Annotated in this window: 16 protein-coding genes; 7 read left to right on the forward strand and 9 right to left on the reverse strand. The window is 62.2% G+C overall.

Features of this window, described 5'->3' with window-relative positions:
* The 3 genes from GVL04_RS19370 to mtrA form a co-directional block, all read right to left on the reverse strand.
* Nucleotides 1-1,713, reverse strand: a complete 1,713-nt coding sequence (locus GVL04_RS19370) for an LpqB family beta-propeller domain-containing protein (RefSeq protein ID WP_159707541.1) — start codon at nt 1,711-1,713, stop codon at nt 1-3.
* Nucleotides 1,710-3,506 carry an MtrAB system histidine kinase MtrB gene (gene mtrB / locus GVL04_RS19375; RefSeq protein WP_235036365.1) on the reverse strand — a complete coding sequence of 599 codons (1,797 nt, stop codon included), beginning with the start codon at nt 3,504-3,506 and terminating at the stop codon, nt 1,710-1,712. The genes GVL04_RS19370 and mtrB overlap by 4 nt, the downstream gene beginning before the upstream one ends.
* A gap of 142 nt (nt 3,507-3,648) precedes the next feature.
* On the reverse strand, nt 3,649-4,323 hold the full coding sequence (mtrA, locus tag GVL04_RS19380) for an MtrAB system response regulator MtrA (RefSeq protein WP_014922244.1): 675 nt from the start codon (nt 4,321-4,323) through the stop codon (nt 3,649-3,651).
* 535 nt (nt 4,324-4,858) lie between these two features.
* Between mtrA and GVL04_RS19385 the strand changes: the two genes are divergently transcribed.
* Genes GVL04_RS19385 through GVL04_RS19410 form a run of 6 tightly spaced genes read left to right on the forward strand, consistent with a single transcriptional unit; the run spans nt 4,859 to nt 10,882 of the window.
* Nucleotides 4,859-5,824, forward strand: a complete 966-nt coding sequence (locus GVL04_RS19385; RefSeq protein WP_235036359.1) for a hypothetical protein — start codon at nt 4,859-4,861, stop codon at nt 5,822-5,824.
* Nucleotides 5,825-5,829: 5 nt separating this feature from the next.
* A complete protein-coding gene (locus tag GVL04_RS19390) occupies nt 5,830-6,513 on the forward strand; it encodes a DUF4129 domain-containing protein (protein ID WP_235036360.1) in 684 nt (227 codons plus the stop codon).
* The gene (locus GVL04_RS19395; protein ID WP_159707549.1) at nt 6,510-7,706 is read left to right on the forward strand and encodes a DUF4350 domain-containing protein; all 1,197 of its coding nucleotides are present in this window, start codon (nt 6,510-6,512) and stop codon (nt 7,704-7,706) included. Before GVL04_RS19390 ends, GVL04_RS19395 begins: the two co-directional genes overlap by 4 nt.
* On the forward strand, nt 7,703-8,806 hold the full coding sequence (locus tag GVL04_RS19400) for a MoxR family ATPase (protein ID WP_200846904.1): 1,104 nt from the start codon (nt 7,703-7,705) through the stop codon (nt 8,804-8,806). Before GVL04_RS19395 ends, GVL04_RS19400 begins: the two co-directional genes overlap by 4 nt.
* A 32-nt stretch (nt 8,807-8,838) precedes the next feature.
* Nucleotides 8,839-10,131: a DUF58 domain-containing protein gene (locus GVL04_RS19405; protein ID WP_159707551.1), complete on the forward strand. Its 1,293-nt coding sequence runs from the start codon at nt 8,839-8,841 to the stop codon at nt 10,129-10,131.
* Nucleotides 10,132-10,156: 25 nt separating this feature from the next.
* Complete coding sequence (locus GVL04_RS19410) at nt 10,157-10,882, forward strand: DUF4166 domain-containing protein (RefSeq protein ID WP_159707554.1); 726 nt, start codon at nt 10,157-10,159, stop codon at nt 10,880-10,882.
* A gap of 44 nt (nt 10,883-10,926) precedes the next feature.
* Here the strand turns inward: GVL04_RS19410 and GVL04_RS19415 are convergent, their stop codons facing one another.
* Together GVL04_RS19415 and GVL04_RS19420 are read right to left on the reverse strand one after the other, a co-directional pair.
* Complete coding sequence (locus GVL04_RS19415) at nt 10,927-11,961, reverse strand: hypothetical protein (RefSeq protein ID WP_159707556.1); 1,035 nt, start codon at nt 11,959-11,961, stop codon at nt 10,927-10,929.
* Between the two features lie 3 nt (nt 11,962-11,964).
* A complete protein-coding gene (locus GVL04_RS19420; protein WP_159707558.1) occupies nt 11,965-12,354 on the reverse strand; it encodes a chorismate mutase in 390 nt (129 codons plus the stop codon).
* Nucleotides 12,355-12,504: 150 nt separating this feature from the next.
* On the opposite strand from GVL04_RS19420, the gene GVL04_RS19425 reads away from it, so the two are divergent.
* Complete coding sequence (locus tag GVL04_RS19425; RefSeq protein WP_159707560.1) at nt 12,505-13,161, forward strand: NADPH-dependent F420 reductase; 657 nt, start codon at nt 12,505-12,507, stop codon at nt 13,159-13,161.
* Nucleotides 13,162-13,233: 72 nt separating this feature from the next.
* Here the strand turns inward: GVL04_RS19425 and GVL04_RS19430 are convergent, their stop codons facing one another.
* The 4 genes from GVL04_RS19430 to GVL04_RS19445 form a co-directional block, all read right to left on the reverse strand.
* A complete protein-coding gene (locus tag GVL04_RS19430; protein WP_159707562.1) occupies nt 13,234-14,940 on the reverse strand; it encodes an ABC transporter ATP-binding protein in 1,707 nt (568 codons plus the stop codon).
* Nucleotides 14,937-15,950 (reverse strand): ABC transporter permease, encoded by a 1,014-nt coding sequence (locus GVL04_RS19435; RefSeq protein WP_159707564.1) that lies wholly within the window; start codon nt 15,948-15,950, stop codon nt 14,937-14,939. Before GVL04_RS19435 ends, GVL04_RS19430 begins: the two co-directional genes overlap by 4 nt.
* A gap of 2 nt (nt 15,951-15,952) precedes the next feature.
* Entirely contained in the window at nt 15,953-17,044 is a 1,092-nt protein-coding gene (locus tag GVL04_RS19440; protein WP_159707566.1) for an ABC transporter permease, read from the reverse strand.
* 129 nt (nt 17,045-17,173) lie between these two features.
* Nucleotides 17,174-18,802, reverse strand: a complete 1,629-nt coding sequence (locus GVL04_RS19445) for an ABC transporter substrate-binding protein (RefSeq protein WP_159707568.1) — start codon at nt 18,800-18,802, stop codon at nt 17,174-17,176.
* Nucleotides 18,803-18,876: the final 74 nt, after the last annotated feature.

The raw sequence follows: 18,876 nt of genomic DNA on the forward strand, positions 1-18,876 counted from the left end.
TCAGCCCGGGAAGGCTGGCTCCGTGGGCCCTTTCAGCTGGAGCTCCCAGCCGTTTCCGACACGTTGGAAAACGCCGGCCTCCGATTGGCCATAGATCTGCTCGGAGCCGTTTCCAGCACTGAGGCTGGTCAGTCCGTCCCAAGGTGCCAATTGCTGAGGCTCTCCTGATGCCAAGGACAACAATTCGGGAACCACGGTTCCCGTCGTCGAACTCGACATCACCGCCACTGTGGAGCCGTTGACCCAGACACCTTGGTCAGCCGTGGCTGTGCTAAGCAAGGTGATGGGCGTGGTGAGGTCCTTGGGCACGCCGTCGGGATTCCGGACTATGCCGGTGATCTGCACCGTGGACTTTCCATTCGCCTCCGAAATGACCAGTGCCCTGGTCCCTTCCCTGGAGACCCTGAAATCCTTGACCGTCCTTCCGGACAGCCACGAAGGAGTCAAAGTGACATTGGGTATGGCCATGCCTGGTGCAACGCCGGTGGGCTTGAATGCCACAACTTCGGCGGCTCCGTTGGCACCAGGTCCCGCCGTCCACACCCAGTCGTGCGGGCTGAAAGAGGGGCCGGTAAGAGTGCTCCTGGTGGTCAACTGACGTGCGGGCTCCCCCGGTTCGATAGCGTACAGGGTTGTCCTGTCACCATTGAGGAACGCGGCCGTTTGGGACACCGGGGACTCGGCCGGCGAATGCGGCCCCAGTCCAGCGACCGATTGAATATCCGGCAGCGGAGTCATCCGGTTGTTCTCGTAGCGCACCAGGTCACCGTTGTTCACGGCGATCTGGCGGGCGGGAACACTTTTGTCCAGTACAGGCGGCAATACAGTGCCGTTGTCTTCAACCCGCACCAGGTCCTGGTCGGCACGCAGTTGGACGTTGATGACGTCGGGTTGGTCCCGGAAGGTCAAAGCCAACTGGTTTTGCATCCTCTGGCGGTCTTCCGCGGAAGCATCAAACAATTCCTTGGCAGACAGGTCCACTTGGGCAGAGCCGGATACGACCGGTACGGATTCCCGTGCAAGCTTCATCCCGGAAGGGAACGCACTGACAACTGCACCTCGAAGGTAGGGAGCCGGCCCGGCCAGAAGTGCGCTTGTCATGGACTTGACTGTGTTCTTCTTGATGAACCACCTGTAATCAGGAACCGCGTAAGTAAACGTAGGGTCATAGAAGTAGATGGGATTTGCCCCGTAAATGACCTTGAATGTTTCCTCCGGGATGGCTGTGCCATCCGGCACCTTGGAGATCCGCCACTCTCCTTCCACCTGTTCAAGTGTCAGCGGGATGGTCTCCTTGGTTCCCGGCGGAAACTGGGTAGCGACGCCGTCAGCATCCACCGAATAGGCGAGGTCGAGTTCGTAGAGGTACTCATTCTCTACGGCTGACTTGACCACCTGCGCCTCACGGAAAACTATGGCGCGCTTGTCAGGCTTCCACGTAACCGACTGCGCTTGCGTCAGATACTGGCGCGCCACAGGATAGTCGTCCTCGTAACCGCTGCCTGCCATGTAGAAGTCCTCAATGACAGTCTCGGGACTTGAGCCGGCGCGTGGGGCCGCAGGAAAAAACACGGGGGCATTGGGATTGCCTGCGCCCTCGTCCTTGCTCTTGCCAACTGGGCCGGAACGGGGAATCTGCGCACAGGAAGCGAGCAACACCATCAGCACAGCCAGGGCGGCCACAAACGCCCTGGAGTTCCGGAGATGCATCATGCTCCCTCCCCTGCGCCATCGTCGGCCGCCATGGGCTGGCCGGTTCCAGCCCTGGACTTTTGCGCAGTACTTCCGGATTCTGTCCCAAGTATGAGCATTTGGCGCTCGCTCTCGGCCCCGGGAAATTTAATGTCTGCGGGTTCAAGCTGCAGGGGCGATTTCACGATTGTGCCTCCTTGCCTGAGTGGCAATGTCAACCGGAAATTGGAGCCGGAACCCTTGCGGCCCCAGGCCTGAAGCCAGCCATTATGCAATTTGGTGTCCTCGGCCGCGATGGAGAGTCCCAGGCCGCTTCCTCCCGTGGTTCGTGCCCGTGCAGGGTCTGCCCGCCAGAAACGGTCGAAGACCCTTGCAGCTTCTGCTTGGCTCATCCCAATGCCATGGTCCCGCACTGACACAGCTACGGCATCGTGGTTGGCGGCGACTGATATGTGGATTGGCTTGCCCTCGCCATGCTCCAGAGCGTTGAGCAGCAAATTGCGGAGAATACGGTCGATTCTCCTGGAATCCATTTCCACCACGATGCTCTTTTGCCTGGCATTGAGCCTTACATCCGAGCCGTATTCTGCTGCCACCGGCGCCGCGCCCTCCATGACGTGGGAGATCACTTGGAAGATATCCTGGGGTTCGGCGTCCAGGACGGCAGCTCCGGCGTCGAAGCGCGAAATCTCCAGCAGGTCTGAAAGCAACGACTGGAAGCGCTCCACCTGGTGGTAGAGCAGCTCGGCTGATCTTTTGTTCATGGGGTCGAAGTCCTCACGGGCTTCGAAGAGGACCTCGGCCGCCATGCGGACGGTGGTCAGTGGGGTGCGCAGTTCGTGGGACACGTCGGAGACAAAGCGTTGCTGCATCTGCGACAGAGTTGCCAGTTGGGTGATCTGTTCCTGCAGGCTGGCAGCCATGTGGTTGAAGGAGGCGCCCAGCCTGGCGACCTCATCTTCCCCTTTGACCACCATGCGTTCCTGGAGCTGGCCTGCCGCGAGCTTTTCCGAGACCACAGCGGCATGGCTGACGGGACTGACCACATTGCGCGTCACATACCACGCGATGGCTCCGATCATGAGGACCAGTGCTGCCCCGCCTGCCCAGAGGACGTTCTGGATTTCGTTCAGCGTTTGTTGGGCCGTGTTGAGGTCATAGATCAAGTAGAGCTCGTAGGACGTGCCGTTGAACGTCACCATGTTGCCGACAGCAATGCCGGGGCGATCCTCATTACCTACAGGGAACTGGGTGGAGGCCCAGAACTGCTGCTTGCCGCCCTCTTGGACAGCCTTGCGCAATTCCGGCGGGATGACCCGGACCGTCAGTTGATCGGACGCGCGTGATTCGACCCACCGGTTTCGCGGTTTGGTTTGCTCCGGTTTCGCTTCGAAAACGTATCGGCGCTGGATCACCGAACCCCGCCCCTCCACGGCGGTCAGTGTGTCGTAAACCAAGGTGATGACACTGGATTGGTCGGTGACTTGCGCGCCGTCGAACGTGTCCTGCACCTGCTTGACGTTGTAGCGCGATTCGGACTCGGCCTGGGCCAGTCGTTCCTGGAAGAGGTTGTTCGCGATTTGGTTGGACAAGTACGCGCCGACAATCGCAAAGGACGTCACTGCGAGCAACAAAGTGGTGAGGACTGTTCGAAATTCCAGCGATCTCCGCCAGCGCCGAAGTAACGAGCGCCAGAGGTATCGAAGGCCGGGCCTGATCTGGCGCACGCCGATGGACACCAGACGTGAAACCCGCAGAACCAGGATGAGACCGCGTCGTGTCCAGATCCGTGCGCGCGACAGCAGCCACGACAGGGTTCGAGTCTTCGACCCCGCCCCCTCCGGGGACTGTTCGGGGTTGATGGATGGAGCCGGCGTCACTTGCTGGACACCGGCCGCTTCCGGACCCGTGGATACGAGGTCCGTCTCTGCATCGCCGGCCTTGCCGACCGGGGAGTCAGGAACCTGCTTTATATCCGACACCACGCACCGTCAAAACGACCTCGGGCGCCTCTGGATCACGTTCAATCTTGGACCGCAGGCGCTGGACGTGGACATTGACCAAACGCGTATCCGCGGCATGGCGGTAACCCCAGACCTGCTCGAGCAGCAACTCGCGGGTAAAGACCTGCCACGGCTTGCGTGCCAGCGCTACAAGAAGGTCGAACTCCAGGGGGGTCAGTGAAATCCTCTCGCCACCTCGGGTCACCAAGTGGCCCGCGACGTCGATGGTCACGTCCGCGATACGCAGGGTTTCGGGGGCCTTTTGGTCGCCGGGCCGCAGTCGAGCACGGACGCGCGCCACGAGTTCAGCCGGCTTGAATGGCTTGGGCACGTAATCGTCGGCTCCGGACTCCAGACCCCGGACGACATCGGAGGTATCCGACTTTGCCGTGAGCATGACAATGGGGACGTCGGACTCACCACGGATCTGCCGGCACACCTCAATGCCGTCCGAGCCGGGCAGCATCAGGTCCAACAGCACCAGGTCCGGCTTGGAAGAGCGGAAGACCTCCAATGCCTGGCCACCATCTGCGCAGAACACCGGCTCGAAGCCATCATTGCGCAAGACGATGCCTATCATCTCTGCGAGCGCTTCGTCGTCGTCAACTACCAGAATGCGTGCCTTCATAGTTATATATTCCCTTATCACCAAGTCTTTGTCCCGTTGGGCGCGGCGCACGGCATGGCGCCCCAAGGGCAGTTCCACCGTACTGCACAACAGGGTGACCCCACCTTTGTTGGCTGGCCGGGCGGCGGGCTATGAGGGACGACGACGGGACTATAGGCTGGGTGCCAAGGTCCGTATGGGGGACGTCGGATGTCGACGGGCCGGGTCTTATGGGGAGGATATCGTGTCACAGCCAGAGCACGGCCAAAATCCATCGTCGGGCAGTCAGCCCGTGCCGGGCAACCAGCCACAGTGGGGCGGTCAACCACAATGGGGAGATCAACCACAATGGGGAGGTCCCCCTGCGTGGGTGGCACCGCAAAGCGGTGGTCAATACCACCAAGCCCAGCACGCCCCTGGATGGCCGCCGGGCCCTCCATATGGACAACCCTTCTATGTTGCTCCTCCCAAACCTGGCGTTATTCCCCTTCGTCCGCTCCAGTTCGGAGAGATCCTGGATGGATCCTTCCAGACAATACGCCGCAACGCGGCATCCATGTTCGGTTCGGCTCTGATTGTGCAAGCCATAGGGGCGGTGTTCGTCGGCATCGTCACAGTGGGGATGTTCCAACTGTCGATGTCTTTTGAATCCGTGAACTCCGAAGCGGAATTCAACGAGGCCATGGGCCCCTTCCTCGCCATCATGGCAAGTACTTTGGGCGTTTCGGTGCTGATCGGTTTTCTGGGCTCGGTACTTCAGGGCGTTTTGGTAGTGCCGGTAGCCCGCTCGGTCCTCAACCGACGGACCGGCTTCAAGCAGATGTGGAAACTCGCCGGCCGACGGATCTGGCCGCTGCTGGGCGTTGCGGTGTTACTGACATTCGGCGGGATGCTCGCAGTCGCGGCCATTGTGGGCGTTTCGGTCCTGTTGTTTACTGCCATGGGACCCGGCGCCTTGCTCGTTGTCCTGCCTTTGGGCCTCGGTTCGATAGTTGCCTTTGTCTGGATCGGGCTGAAACTGATGCTCGCCCCTGCCGCCATTGTGGTTGAACGGACTGGCGTCTATGACGGACTCCTCAGGTCCTGGCAACTGACAAGGAACAACTGGTGGCGCATCTTCGGGATCACCCTTGTAGTCGCCATCATGGTGGGCATCATCGGCCAGATAGTCCAGATCCCTGCTTCCTTGGCGGCGGCAGCCATTGGTGGGGTAGTTGCCCCTCACCCTGATGCCGAGGCCGTTGCCTCCACGATGGTGGTCACCACCGTGATTTCCTCGGCAATCGGTGCGCTGGTCGGGTCCGTGACTTTCGCCTTCCAAGCCTCCGTCTTCGCCCTGATCTATATGGACCTCCGCATGCGTCGGGATGGTTTGGACGTTGAGCTGATGCGGCTGATGGAAACCGGCGGCGATCCGGAGGGCATACCGGGCGGTCCGTCGAGTCCGCTCCCAAGCACAATCCAGCCACCGAACGGCGGGCAATTTCCGTCGGCTCCTTCCGGACCGCGTCCACCGGCATGAGGATAATGCCGTGGGATGTCCCCGTTGGCATGGCAGCCATGGAACCGCCGGTGACACCCGACCGGGACGAGGCCCGGCGTTGGGCCGCCGAAGAACTATCCAAACAGCAGTACCCTGACGCCCAACCCAGCTGGTTGGACCAGCTGTGGCGCGATTTCCTGGACTGGCTGACGTCCTTGGATAGCGGTGGAACCGGCTCCGGCCCGGACTTCGCGGTGCCCTTGATAGTCGCGTTGGCCGTTGCGCTCATCGTCGTTGCTGTTGTTGTGGTCCGGCCCCGGCTGAACGCGCGGCGAAAGGCCGCCCGTGCGGACATCTACGGGGACGACAACAGCATGGATTCAGACGGCTACAGGAAACGCGCGGCAACCGCGGCCGACGACGGCGACTGGCCGACCGCCGTCGTCGACCAATTCCGGGCGCTTGTCCGCTCCGCTGAAGAGCGTGACGTCATTGAAGTCCGTGCCGGGAGGACTGCCGATGAAGCGGCAAGGCAACTGGGGCAGGTCTTCGGTTTCGCACAGGCCAGGCTGGACGCGGCCGCCCGCCTCTTCGACGCTGTGCTGTACGGCGAACAGGGCGCCACTGCATCCGGCTACGAGGCCGTCCGTCAGTTGGATGGTGACCTTCTTGGGGTGAAGCCCGACTTCGCAGGGCAGGCGCACGCCGGATTTGCGGTGCCCCGATGACAACGCATGTGAGGGATGAAGCCCAGGGCCACACGGCCACCGTCGAGCTTCCCCCGGGCCAGGGGTTCAAGACCTGGTTCCGGAAGCACTTGGCGTGGATTGCGATCGGCGCGCTGCTGGCTGGACTGGTGGCTTTTCTTGCCATCTCCAATGTCTCCGGCGCGAAGGATCCACGGCCACTGTCTGCCCACAATCCAGCTCCCGATGGCGCCATGGCCGTGGCCGAAATCCTGGGGCGCCAAGGTGTATCTGTCACGCCGACAGACACCTTTGGGGACACCATGGAGGCGGTGGCCAACAAAAACGGAGCCACTGTCCTGCTCCATGACCCCCGGGGCTTCCTTGATCAAACCCAGCTGGAAGACCTCATGGCCGGGGCTGATCGAGTTGTCCTGATCAAGCCACGGCTGAAAACAATAACGGCGGTAAATCAAGGCTTCCGCCCCGGTGGCGTGGTTCCCGAAGCAACAAAAGCCATTGATCCCGGATGTGATCAGGATGACGCCAGGGCGGCAGGCAGGGTCTCGGCACAAGGCTCCATCTATTCAGGCCCGGTAGTCTGCTATGCCTTGCCGGGCAATGGGTCAGGTGTGTATGCGGCGTCGACGGACGGCCGGCTCATAGTCCTTGGCAGTGCGGAGTTGCTTGACAATCAACACCTCGCATTGGAGGGCAACGCAGCCTTGGCGCTCCGTACCCTTGGCGCCAACGCGAACCTCGTCTGGTATCTACCGGGAATCGAGGACCTCACGGTGACTGACTCGGCCCCTACACTGAACGAGTTGGCGCCCCGGTGGCTGGCTTTCACCGGACCTTGGCTGGGCCTTGTGGTGGTCCTGGCCATAGCTTGGCGTGGCCGACGCCTGGGCCCGCTGGTTTTCGAGCCACTTCCCGTTGTGGTCAAGGCCGCAGAAACTGCAGAAGGCAGGGCACGCCTTTATCAGGACTCGCGGGCTGTGGGGCGTGCCGCCGGCAACCTCCGGGCAGGCACCTTGACCCGCTTGGCCAAGCACTTCAGCCTCGGCGCAGACGCAACCAAGGACGCAATTGTGGACGCCTGTGCCCAACACATGGAGCGGCCCGCCGCGGACCTACGGTCCGTCCTGATCGACTTTATGCCGGAAAACGAAGGACAACTGGTGCAGTGGGCACAAAAGATCGAACGAATCGAACAGGAGGCGACCACCCGATGAGCAGTCAGCCGAACAGCTACACGGACAGCAACAGCCACTACACGGGCGGTATCCCGCAGGACCAGGGAGTCCCGCAGCAGAGCGTGGCGCCAGGCAATGATGCCCTGGGAAACGGTCACCGCCCCGCAGCTGGGGAGCCGCGGCGAACTGATGACCCTGCCCGCCAATCACTGCTGAATGTCCGGGCCGAAGTGGCGAAGGCGGTAGTCGGACAGGACCCCACGGTCACTGGCATGCTGATTGCACTGCTTTGCGGTGGCCACGTACTTCTGGAGGGCGTGCCCGGCGTAGCGAAAACCCTGCTGGTGCGGGCATTGTCCACCGCGTTGAGCCTGGACACCAAGCGTGTTCAGTTCACCCCGGACCTCATGCCCGGCGACGTTACGGGATCCCTTGTCTACGACTCCCATTCGTCCGATTTCACGTTCCGGGAAGGTCCCGTCTTCACCAACATCATGCTCGCGGACGAGATCAACCGTACGCCGCCGAAGACCCAGGCATCCCTGCTGGAGGCCATGGAAGAGCGTCAGGTATCCGTGGATGGAGTTTCGCGGCGACTTCCGAGTCCGTTCATCGTGGCTGCCACCCAAAACCCGGTGGAGTACGAAGGTACCTATCCCTTGCCCGAAGCCCAGCTGGACCGGTTCCTCCTCAAGCTCACCATGCCCCTCCCTGGAAGGGCCGAGGAGATCGAGGTGATCCGGCGCCACGCCGCCGGTTTCGATCCGCGAAACCTCGCCGCCGCCGGTGTGCGGCCGGTGGCGGGCGCCGTCGAGCTTTCCGCTGCCCAAGCAGCAGTAGCGCAGGTGGTTGTCGCTCCCGAGATCCTCGGGTACATCGTTGACGTCGTTCGCGCCACGAGGTCCGCTCCTTCCTTCCAGTTGGGGGTCTCGCCCCGTGGTGCGACGGCACTGCTCAACACCTCCAAAGCATGGGCGTGGCTGTCCGGGAGGTTCTTCGTCACTCCGGACGACGTCAAGGCGTTGTCGTTGCCGTGCCTTCGGCACCGGGTGGCCCTTCGTCCGGAAGCACAAATGGATGGAATCCAGGTGGACGATGTCCTGGGCAGCATCCTCGCCTCGGTTCCGGTGCCGCGGTGAGCTCCGGCCTGATCCTGCCCGGGGCGGCCTGAATGGCCATCACGGGTCGTTTCGTGCTGCTTACCCTGGCCGGATTAGTACCGTTGGTGTTGCTCCCCGCATGGAGCACCGTTCTGTTCACCGGAGTCGGACTGCTGATGGTGCTGGTACTTGACGTGCTCCTGGCGGCGTCGCCGGCAAAGCTTGCCTTGGACCGCCAACAGCCTGGAAACGTGACCCTGGAGGGCAGGGCGGACTCTGTTGTGACGCTCACCAACCCCACCCGGCGGAAGTTGCGGGCTGAGGTCCGGGACGGGTGGCAGCCCTCTGCCGGTGCAGTTAATCCTGTACAACCGTTGGTAGTCCCCCCGGGCGAGCGGCGACGCTTGAGAGTGGACCTGGTTCCCAGCCGCCGCGGTGACCTGGAAAGCCCCCACGTAACCATCCGCTCGTTGGGACCGCTCGGCATGGCAGGCAGGCAACGGACCCGTGTCCTTCCCGGTCATCTAAGGGTCCTGCCGCCCTTCCACTCGAAGCGCCATCTGCCCTCCAAGCTCCGCAAGCTCCGGGAGCTGGATGGCAGGGCAGCCGTGCAGATTCGCGGGGCCGGAACAGAATTCGATTCCCTCCGCGACTATGTCCGCGGAGACGACGTCCGGTCCATCGATTGGCGCGCCACCGCACGCCGGACATCAGTGGTTGTCCGAACGTGGCGCCCGGAACGCGACCGGCGAGTGGTCATAGTCCTGGATACCTCCCGTACAGCCGCCGCCAGGATCGTGGATGAACCCCGCCTCGATACGGGAATCGAAGCAGCCTTGTTGCTCTCGGTACTCGCCGAACGCGGCGGGGACCGGGTTGACTTCCTTGCTTATGACCGCCGGCTCCGGGCCCGGGTCGAATCGGCGTCGAAAGGCAACCTCCTGGGTCAGCTTGTCCAGGCCATGGCTCCTTTGGAAGCGGAGCTGATCGAACTGGACTGGCAGCAAATCCCGGCGCAAGTACGGGCGGTTTCGGCGCACCGCTCCCTGGTGGTGCTGTTGACGGCGCTCGACGGCGGCGCCCCCGAAGAAGGGCTCCTCCCCACAGTGGCGCAATTGTCCCGCCAACACGTGGTGGTGGTTGCTTCTGTACGGGACCCCTTGCTCGCGGCCATGAAGGAGGAACGGACCACAGCAAGCCAAGTGTTCCGTGCCGCCGCCGCCGAACGGGCGTTGTTGGAAAGGGCTGCAGTGACAGCCCAGCTCCGGCAACTGGGGGCGGAGGTGGTGGACGCAGAGCCGCTGGAGGTTCCGCCCCTGCTGGCCGACACGTACATCCGACTCAAGGCCGCAGGACGGCTCTAGTTCCCAGTCTCCGGAAAGGACTGCCATGAACGCCCCGATCTATCAGCTCGCACTTGGCGATGATTTCACCAATCTGACCCCGGAGCTTCAGGACTACTTCTCGCTGGCCGCCGGTTCCGGTTCCTACGGGATAGGGGAAGGCACCTTTGATGTGGTGGGTTGCCGGCAGAAGTGGTTGCGTCCGCTGCTCGCCCTGACGGGGAGTGAGGAAGCTTTCTTCCCGGAGTACGGCGAGGGCATCCGGTTCCGCATCGAGAACCACGCACACATCGATCCTTACGGACGCCCTGCCCTGACTGCCCGGCGCGAGATCTATTTTCCCTCCGGGACAAGGCTGTTCCACGATACAACGAGCGCGATCATACCGGGCCACGGCCGGCAGGGCGGACAGGAGCGGACCCGCTTGGTGGACCACGTGGGACGGTATCGGCGGCTGGTGACGGATCTGGATGTCAGTGTCACCACTGAAGGCAGGCTCCGTGGTGTTTCCAAGGCGAGCAGGCTGTTTCTGGGCCCCCTTCGTCTTCCTTTGCCGGCAGCGCTCGACGCACGCGCCTATGCGGAGCAATGGTGGGACAGTGCAGAGGGCAAACACCGGATCCAGGTCAAGGTTATCCAGCCACAGATCGGCTTGGTCCTCGTGTATGCCGGACGCTTCGACTACCGGTTGGTGCCGTACCTGCCCGGAGCGGCACCGGGTACAGCCCTGCCGCGTTACGCAGAACCAGACCGCTGGGAAAAGAGGATCTAGCGCGGCTGCTTTCAGCCCTTGCCGACGTTAGCCCGGTGCGGGCTTCATCCCTGGGCCAACTGGTCCAGCCCGTCGGCGACTTGGGTCAGTTTTTTCAACACGTCCTTGGCCGCTGAAGGCTTAAAGTCCGCGAGGCCCGAGGAGGGAGTGACTCGGAGTCCGGCAAGGCCCGAGGCCGGCAGGCCAAGCTGACGCCACGGCTTCCAGATACTCTCAACAACGTCTGAAGCCCGGGGCAGCCGCCCTTGAGGGTCGTTGATGTGCAGCGCCCCCGCCCACACACGCTTACCGCTTTCCACAGCGGCCGCGAGCTGTTCCCACTGCCGGGTGGTCAGTGCCCTCAGGGGAACGGCTACGCCATCTGCTCCTGCTGCAAGAATCCGCTCGATCGGCGCCTCTATCTCCGGGACGGAGACCACGGCCTCGACGACGCCGGCAGCCTTAAGTGCCTCGATCACCAGCCGCCACGCCGCGGTGACTTCTTCGCCGGCCACGGACCGGAGCGTTCGGTAGCCGCTCGCCGTCGGGATCGTCCCAGCCATGACCGAGGCGATGTCCGGTTCGTCCACCTGCACCACGATGCCGGCGCCCGGGACTGCCGCTGAGACCCGACGGACATGATCGGCGACGCCAGCGGCCAAGGACTCCGCAATGTCCCGGCGGGCTCCGTAGTCCAGCAGCGCCCGTTCGCCGTTGTGCAGATGGAGATTGGCCGCAAGGCTCATGGGACCCAACAGCTGGATCTTGAGTTCCGCTGCAGAAACGTCTTCGGCTCCCGCGACGTCGGCAAGGATGTTAATGTCCGTCGACAAAGCCGAACGGGCGCGTTGGGCGTCTTTTCCTGGCCTGTCAACCAGGCGCCAACCGTGCGGTTGGACGTCAAGGGCCAAGTCAACAAGCAGGGAGCCGGTCCGCCCAACGGCGTCCGAGCCCACTCCCCTATCCGGCAGTTCGGGCAGGAACGGGAGGTGGGGATCCCCCAATTCGCCCCGGATAATCCGGATTGCCTCCGCAGGGTCACTGCCAGGCCAGGGGCCGAGTGCGGTGGCGCTGGCGCGCAGGTCATTCACTAACGCCATCGACTAAGCCTGCTGGCGTGAAATCTGGTGATCCTCTGCAATGGCTTCGTGGTGGCGGATCACTTCGCTGATGATGAAGTTCAGGAATTTCTCTGCGAAGGCGGGATCAAGGTGTGCATCCTCGGCAAGCCGGCGCAGGCGGGCAATCTGGGCAGACTCGCGGCCCGGGTCTCCGGCAGGAAGCTTATGCGTGGCCTTGAGGACCCCCACCTTTTGGGTTGCCTTGAAACGCTCCGCGAGCAGGAACACGAGTGTTGCGTCAATGTTGTCGATGCTTGACCGAATGGACAGCAACTCATCCATGACGGCACGGTCCACCTGGCCGGCCAGGGAACTCGCTGCCGGGTTGAAGGAATCGGCGTCATCGGAAAGGGCGTTGTTGTGCTCGGTCATGCATCCCAGTCTATGGTGCCGGGCGGCACCGCCGCGGGTGTTACCTTCGCACGTCGAACCCAAGCAAGCCAACGCGGCAATGTCGGTTTCCCCGCGGCCGGTATCGGAGCACAATGGCAGCATCACTGCTGGTTCGGCAAAGGAGCTTCCATGAAAATCGCTGTTCTGGGCACGGGTATGGTGGGGCACGCCTTGGCGGGCAAGCTGGTGTCCTTGGGGCATGAAGTAACAATGGGATCCAGGGAATCCGGCAATCCGAAGGGCGAGGAATGGGCCCGGCAGGCCGGCACGCAGGCCCATGCCGGCTCCTTCGCCGAGGCAGCAGGGCAATCCGAGCTGATTGTGAATGCCACACCGGGCACGGTGAGCCTGGCAGCCCTCGCCGAGGCCGGTGAAGCAAATCTCAACGGCAAGATCCTGCTGGACGTGTCCAATGCCCTGGACTCTTCGAGTGGCTTTCCCCCATCACTGGCCGTATGTAATACGGACAGCATCGCTGAGACCATCCAACGGACATATCCGGACGTTAGGGTGGTCAAGTCTTTGAATACGGTCAGCGCACCGATCATGGTGGAGCCGGCCAGGCTCCACGGTCCCCATGACATTTTCATGGCGGGCAATGACCAAGCGGCCAAGTCCGCTGTATCCGTGTTGTTGCAGGAATTCGGCTGGGCACCGGAGCACATCAGGGACCTTGGCGGCCTCGACGCTGCCCGCGGCCTGGAGATGTGGCTGCCCCTCTGGCTAAGAATCTTCATGCAGCAGCCGCAGGGCAAAATGTTCAACATCGGTATCGTCTCTGAATAGCCGCATCTCCTCCAGCATAAGAAAGGCACGCCCCTCGTCATGGGGCGTGCCTTTCACGTTCCTGGGCTTGGCCTAGCCGCCCAGCAGCGCGCGGTGGGCTTCCCGTCGTCGTGCCTGTTCGTCAGGGTCCGGTACCGGGAGGGACGCAATGAGCCGCTTGGTGTAGTCGTGCTGGGGCGAGCCCATCACGTGGTTCCCGATTCCCTGCTCCACCAGCTGGCCCTTGTACAGAACCCCCACCCAGTGGGACAACATGTCCACCACAGCGAGGTCGTGGCTGATGAACAGCGCTGCAAAACCGAACTGCTCCTGGATGTCCTTGAACAGGTCCAGGACCTTCGCCTGAACGGAAACGTCCAAGGCGGACGTGGGTTCGTCGGCGATCAGGAGGCGTGGGTTCAGTGCCAGCGACCTCGCCAAGGAGGCGCGTTGCCGCTGCCCGCCGGACAGCTCGTGCGGATAGCGTTGCGCGTACGACGCCGGCAGCTGGACTGACTCGAGCAGCTCACCTACCTTTTTCCTCGCCTCAGCCGCGCTGGGCTTGGTGTGGATCATGAGCGGTTCAGCGACACACTCACCGATGGTGAGGTGCGGATTGAACGAGGCCGCCGGATCCTGGAAGACGAAGCCGATCTCCTTGCGGAGCGGCCGGAAAGTACGCTCCTTGAAATCCAGCATCTCGTAGCCCAGCACCTTCAGGCTGCCGCCGGTTGTCCGGTTCAGCCCCGCAATGGCCCGTCCAATGGTGGACTTGCCCGAGCCGGACTCGCCCACCAAACCAAAGACCTCGTTCTCCGAGACCGTGAAGCTGACGTTGTCCACGGCTTTGAATCCGTGCCTGCCAAACCGGCCCGGGTATTCGATGGTGAGGTTCTTCGCTTCCACCAGGATTTTGCCGTCCTGGTGGAGGCGGCCCCTGGCGCCTTCCGAAGCCGAATGGCGTCCCAGATGCGGCACAGCCGCCAGCAGCTTCTTGGTGTAGTCCTCCTGGGGATCGGCGAAGAGGACCCGGGAAGGAGCTTCCTCCACCACGTCGCCCTGGTACATGACCACTACCCTGTCCGCCAGATCGGCAACAACACCCATGTTGTGGGTGATGAGCACAATTGAGGTCCCATAGTTGTCCCTCAAATCACGCAGGAGCTGCAGGATTTCTGCTTGGACCGTGACATCCAACGCGGTGGTCGGCTCATCGGCCACGATCAGCCCCGGGTTCAGGGCCAGCGCCGCCGCGATGACTACGCGCTGTTTCTGGCCGCCGGAGAACTGGTGCGGGTAGTAGTTGACCCGGGTTTCGGGGTCCGGGATACCCACCTTGCGCAGTGCCTCGGTTGCCCTTTTCTTGGCTTCCTTGGCGGAGATGCGTTTGCCGTCCGTTGCGTGCGCCCGGATGCCTTCGGCAATTTGCCAGCCAACGGTAAAGACGGGGTTCAACGCCGTGGAAGGTTCCTGGAACACCATGGCCACATCGCGTCCGCGGATCTTGCGCAGCGTGGATTTGCTGACGCGGATCACGTTGTTGCCGTTGATCACCACCGCGCCCGAGCTGATGGCCGTTTCCGGGAGCAGGCCCAGGATGGTCTTGGCGGTCACGGTCTTGCCGGACCCCGACTCGCCCACGATCGCAACGACTTCACCGGCCTTCACATCAAGGCTTACGTCCTTGACGGCGTGGACATCGCCCCCATCGGTGGCGAACGTGACCTGGAGACGGTCGATGGTGAGAACCGGCTGGCCACTGCCTGCCTGGTCAGACACATTTCCAAGGTTGGTGGTCATGGCTTACCTGCCTCTGCCGGGGTTGACGGCGTTGTTGGTGCTGCCGGAGTCCCTGGCACGGGTGTTCTGCCTGCGCGCTTGCGTCCACGGATCCGGGGATCGTTGAGGTCATTGATACTTTCGCCGACCAATGTCAGTCCCAGAACTGTGAGGACGATCGCGATACCCGGGAAGACTCCCGTCCACCAAATACCGGACGAGGTGTCAGCCAGGGCCTTATTGAGGTCGAACCCCCATTCAGCAGCGGAAGTGGGCTCGATGCCGAAGCCGAGGAAGCCCAGGCCGGCGAGCGTGAGGATTGCCTCGGAGGCGTTCAGGGTGAACATGAGAGGCAGGGTGCGGGTGGCATTCTTGAAAATGTGGCGTCCAATGATGCGCATGCTGGACGCTCCCAGCACCTTGGCCGATTCGACGAACGGCTCAGCCTTCAGCCGGATGGTCTCGGCGCGGATCACCCGGAAGTATTGCGGGACGAAGACTACGGTAATGGAGAAAGCACAGGAGAAGATGCCGCCCCAGAAACTGGATTGTCCCCGGCTGATCACGATGGAGATGACGATGGCCAGGAGCAGGGTGGGAAACGCGTAGATGGCATCAGCGATAACCACCAGGATCCTGTCCAGCCACCCGCCGAAGTAGCCACTGAGCAAGCCAAGAGCCACGCCGAGGAACAGGGACATCGCCACAGACACGATGATGACTGTCACGGCCGTCTGGGATCCCCAGATGACACGCGACAAAACGTCGTAGCCACCCACTGTGGTTCCCAGCAGGTGCTGGCTGCTTGGGGCCTGTTGGGTGGGGAAGGAACCCGAAGCGTCACTGAGTTGGGAGTAGCCATAGGGCGCCAGGAGTGGCGCGAAGATGCTGGTCAGGATGAACAGTGCGCTGAGGACGACGCCAACGACGAGCATGCCGCGCTGCAGGCCCACGCTCTTCTTGAGATGTGAAATGACGGGCAGCCGGGAGAACAGCGGCTGCTTGGGTGCGGTCAATGCAGGAGTGCTCATGGTCAGTACCTCACTCGGGGGTCGATGAGCGCGGCGATGATATCCACGATGAAGTTGGTGACGGCGACGATGATAGCCAGCAGCACAACGATTCCCTGGACAGCCACGAAGTCACGGGCGTTCAGGTATTGGACCAGTTGGTAGCCCAGGCCCTTCCATTCGAACGTGGTTTCGGTCAGGATTGCGCCGCCCAGCATCAGTGCAATCTGCAGGCCCATCACAGTAATGATGGGAATCAGGGCCGGCTTGTAAGCATGTTTGGTCACGAGCCGGTACTCGCTGACGCCCCGGGAACGTCCTGCTTCGATGTAGTCCTTTCCCAGCGTGCCGATGACGTTGGTACGCACGAGCCGCAGGAAGACACCAGCTGTCAGCAAGCCAAGGGCTATGGCGGGAAGGACTGCATGCGAAGCGATGTCCCCCAGTGCGGTGAAGTTTCCGCTGCGGATCGCGTCAAGCCAGTAGATTCCTGATGGCGCAGATAGCCCGCTCATAGTCAGTTCCGTCCGGGTGGAGGCACGTCCTGCAACGGGGAACCATCCGAGCCACACGGAAAAGGTCAGTTTGAGCAGCAGGCCGGAGAAGAACACAGGAGTGGCGTAGCAGAGGATCGCGAAGAACCTCAGCAGCGCATCCGGAGTCTTGTCGCGGTGTTGGGCCGCGATGAGCCCGAACGGGATGCCGACCGCCAGCGCCACGATCAGTGCGTTGATGGAAAGCTCAAGTGTGGCCGCGCCAAAGGTGGTCAGCACCTCCACCACTGGCCGCCGGTCGGTGATCGTGGTTCCGAAGTTGCCGGTGATGAGCTGGCCAAGGTACTCGAAGTACTGGACCAGGACCGGCCGGTCATACCCGGCGTCGCGGATGCGCTGGGCCAGGACATCCGGGGGGAGGCGTCCGCCTTGGGATGCGGTGATGGGGTCTCCGATGACCCTCATCAGGAAGAAGACCAGCGTTACGAGGATGAAGACGGTGGGAATGATCAGGAAGAACCTGATCACGATATATCTGCCCAGCCCTCCCCCGCCTTTGGACTTGCTCTTGGGAGCAACGATGCCGGGCTCAGCCTCGGGTACTTCTATAAGTGTTGTCATTTGCTACCTGTATTTCCTGCCCGTGGATTACGCGGGGTTGTCTCATGCGTGCCGGCCATGTTGGTGGTCAGCAAAGGAGGCGGGACACCGGATCAGTGTCCCGCCTCCCTTCTCATCACAAAGGTGCGGCTACTTGGAAATTACTCCGAGACGGAACTTGAAGGACGGATCCAGCGTCTTGTCGACGCCGTTCACGCCGCTTCCGGCCACCGCCACCTGAGCACCCTGGAGCAGGGGCAGGGTGGAGATGTCCTTGGCCAGCGCGTTCTGGACTTCCTTGATGTCCGCTTCGCGCTTGGTCTTGTCTGCTTCGGTGAGCTGCTTGCCGATGAGGTCATTCACCGTAGCGTTGTTGTAGTGGTTCTTCAGGAAGCCGCCCTCGGGGAAGAACGGGGTGAGGTAGTTATCGGCGTCGCTGAAGTCCGGGAACCAGCCAAACTGGAACAAGGGGTACTCGTCGGCACGGCTTGCCTTGCTGTACGTCACCCACTCGGTGGACTGCAGGTTCACCGTGAAGAGGCCGGATTTCTCCAGCTGCTCCTTGACCATGGCGTATTCGTCTCCGGAGGATCCGCCGTAGTGGTCCGGGTTGTACTGCAGGTTCAGGGCTACGGGTTCAGTAATCCCGGCGTCGGTCAGGACCTTCTTGGCTTTGTCCAGGCTCGGTTTTCCCGCGTCGCCATAGGCATCCTTGAACGACTCGTTGGCGCCGAGGAATCCGCTCGGAACGTTGGAGTACAGGGGCAGGTAGGTGCCCTTGTAGACCTGGTCGGCAATGGCCTGCCGGTCAACAAGGTTGGCCACGGCCTGGCGAACGGCCAATGCCTTGGCCGGGTCTGCGCCAGCAGCCTTGGTTCCGTACGGCATCGTGTCGAAGTTGAATGTGATGTATCGGATTTCGCCACCCGGTCCGGTAAGGACCTTGACCTTGGAATCCTTGCGGAGATCGTCGATGTCCGTAGCGCTCAGGCTACGGAAGGCAACGTCGATTGCTCCTTGCTGGATTTCCAGCTTCAGGTTGGTGGGGCTGGCGTAGTACTTGATGGTCGCAGCATCGTTCGCCGGCTTGCCCAGGACGCCTTGGTAGTCGGCGAAGGCTTTGAAGCTGACAAGTTCGTTCTTCTTGTAGCTGTCAATGGTGTACTGGCCGTAGAACGCATTCGCCTTGATGATCTCGTCGTCCGAGAGGACCTTGTCGGCCGGGAAGACTTCATCGTCCACGATCGGCGCTGCAGGGCTGCTGAGGATCTGGCTGAAGGTTTGGTCGTTGGCGTTTTTCAACTTGAACACCACGGTGGTGGCATCGGGTGCACTGACGCTCTCAATGTTGGTCAGCAGCGACGCTGGACCGGCGGGGTCGTTGATGGCTACCTGGCGGTCAAAGGAGAACTTGACGTCTTTGGAGTCCAAAGTGTGGCCGTTCGCCCACTTCAACCCGGACTTCAGCTTGACCGTGTACTCGGAAGGAGCCGTGAAGGACGAGGACTCTGCCAGATCCGGCACCGGTTCCGCTCCCCCGGGCTTGGAGTTCAACAGGAAAGAGTAGATCTGGTTCATCACCATGAATGAACCGTTGTCATAGGATCCTGCGGGGTCCAACGACGTGACTTTGTCGGTAGTGCCGTAGGCGATGGGGCCCGCGGCGGCCGGCGCGGATGAGGAGCCGCCGCCGGAGGGTCCCGTGCAGGCCGTCAAGGCGAGCGCGGAGATGCCCGCCAGCGCGATAACGCCGTGCAGGGCCTTCTTGTTCAGTGCCATCTGGTGAACCTTCTGTTCGATGGATTCGGCGCGCCGCCGTGGGATATTTGTGACGGCGCACACTCTTAGTGCCT

Source organism: Arthrobacter sp. 18067 (assembly GCF_902706295.1).
GTDB lineage: Bacteria > Actinomycetota > Actinomycetes > Actinomycetales > Micrococcaceae > Arthrobacter.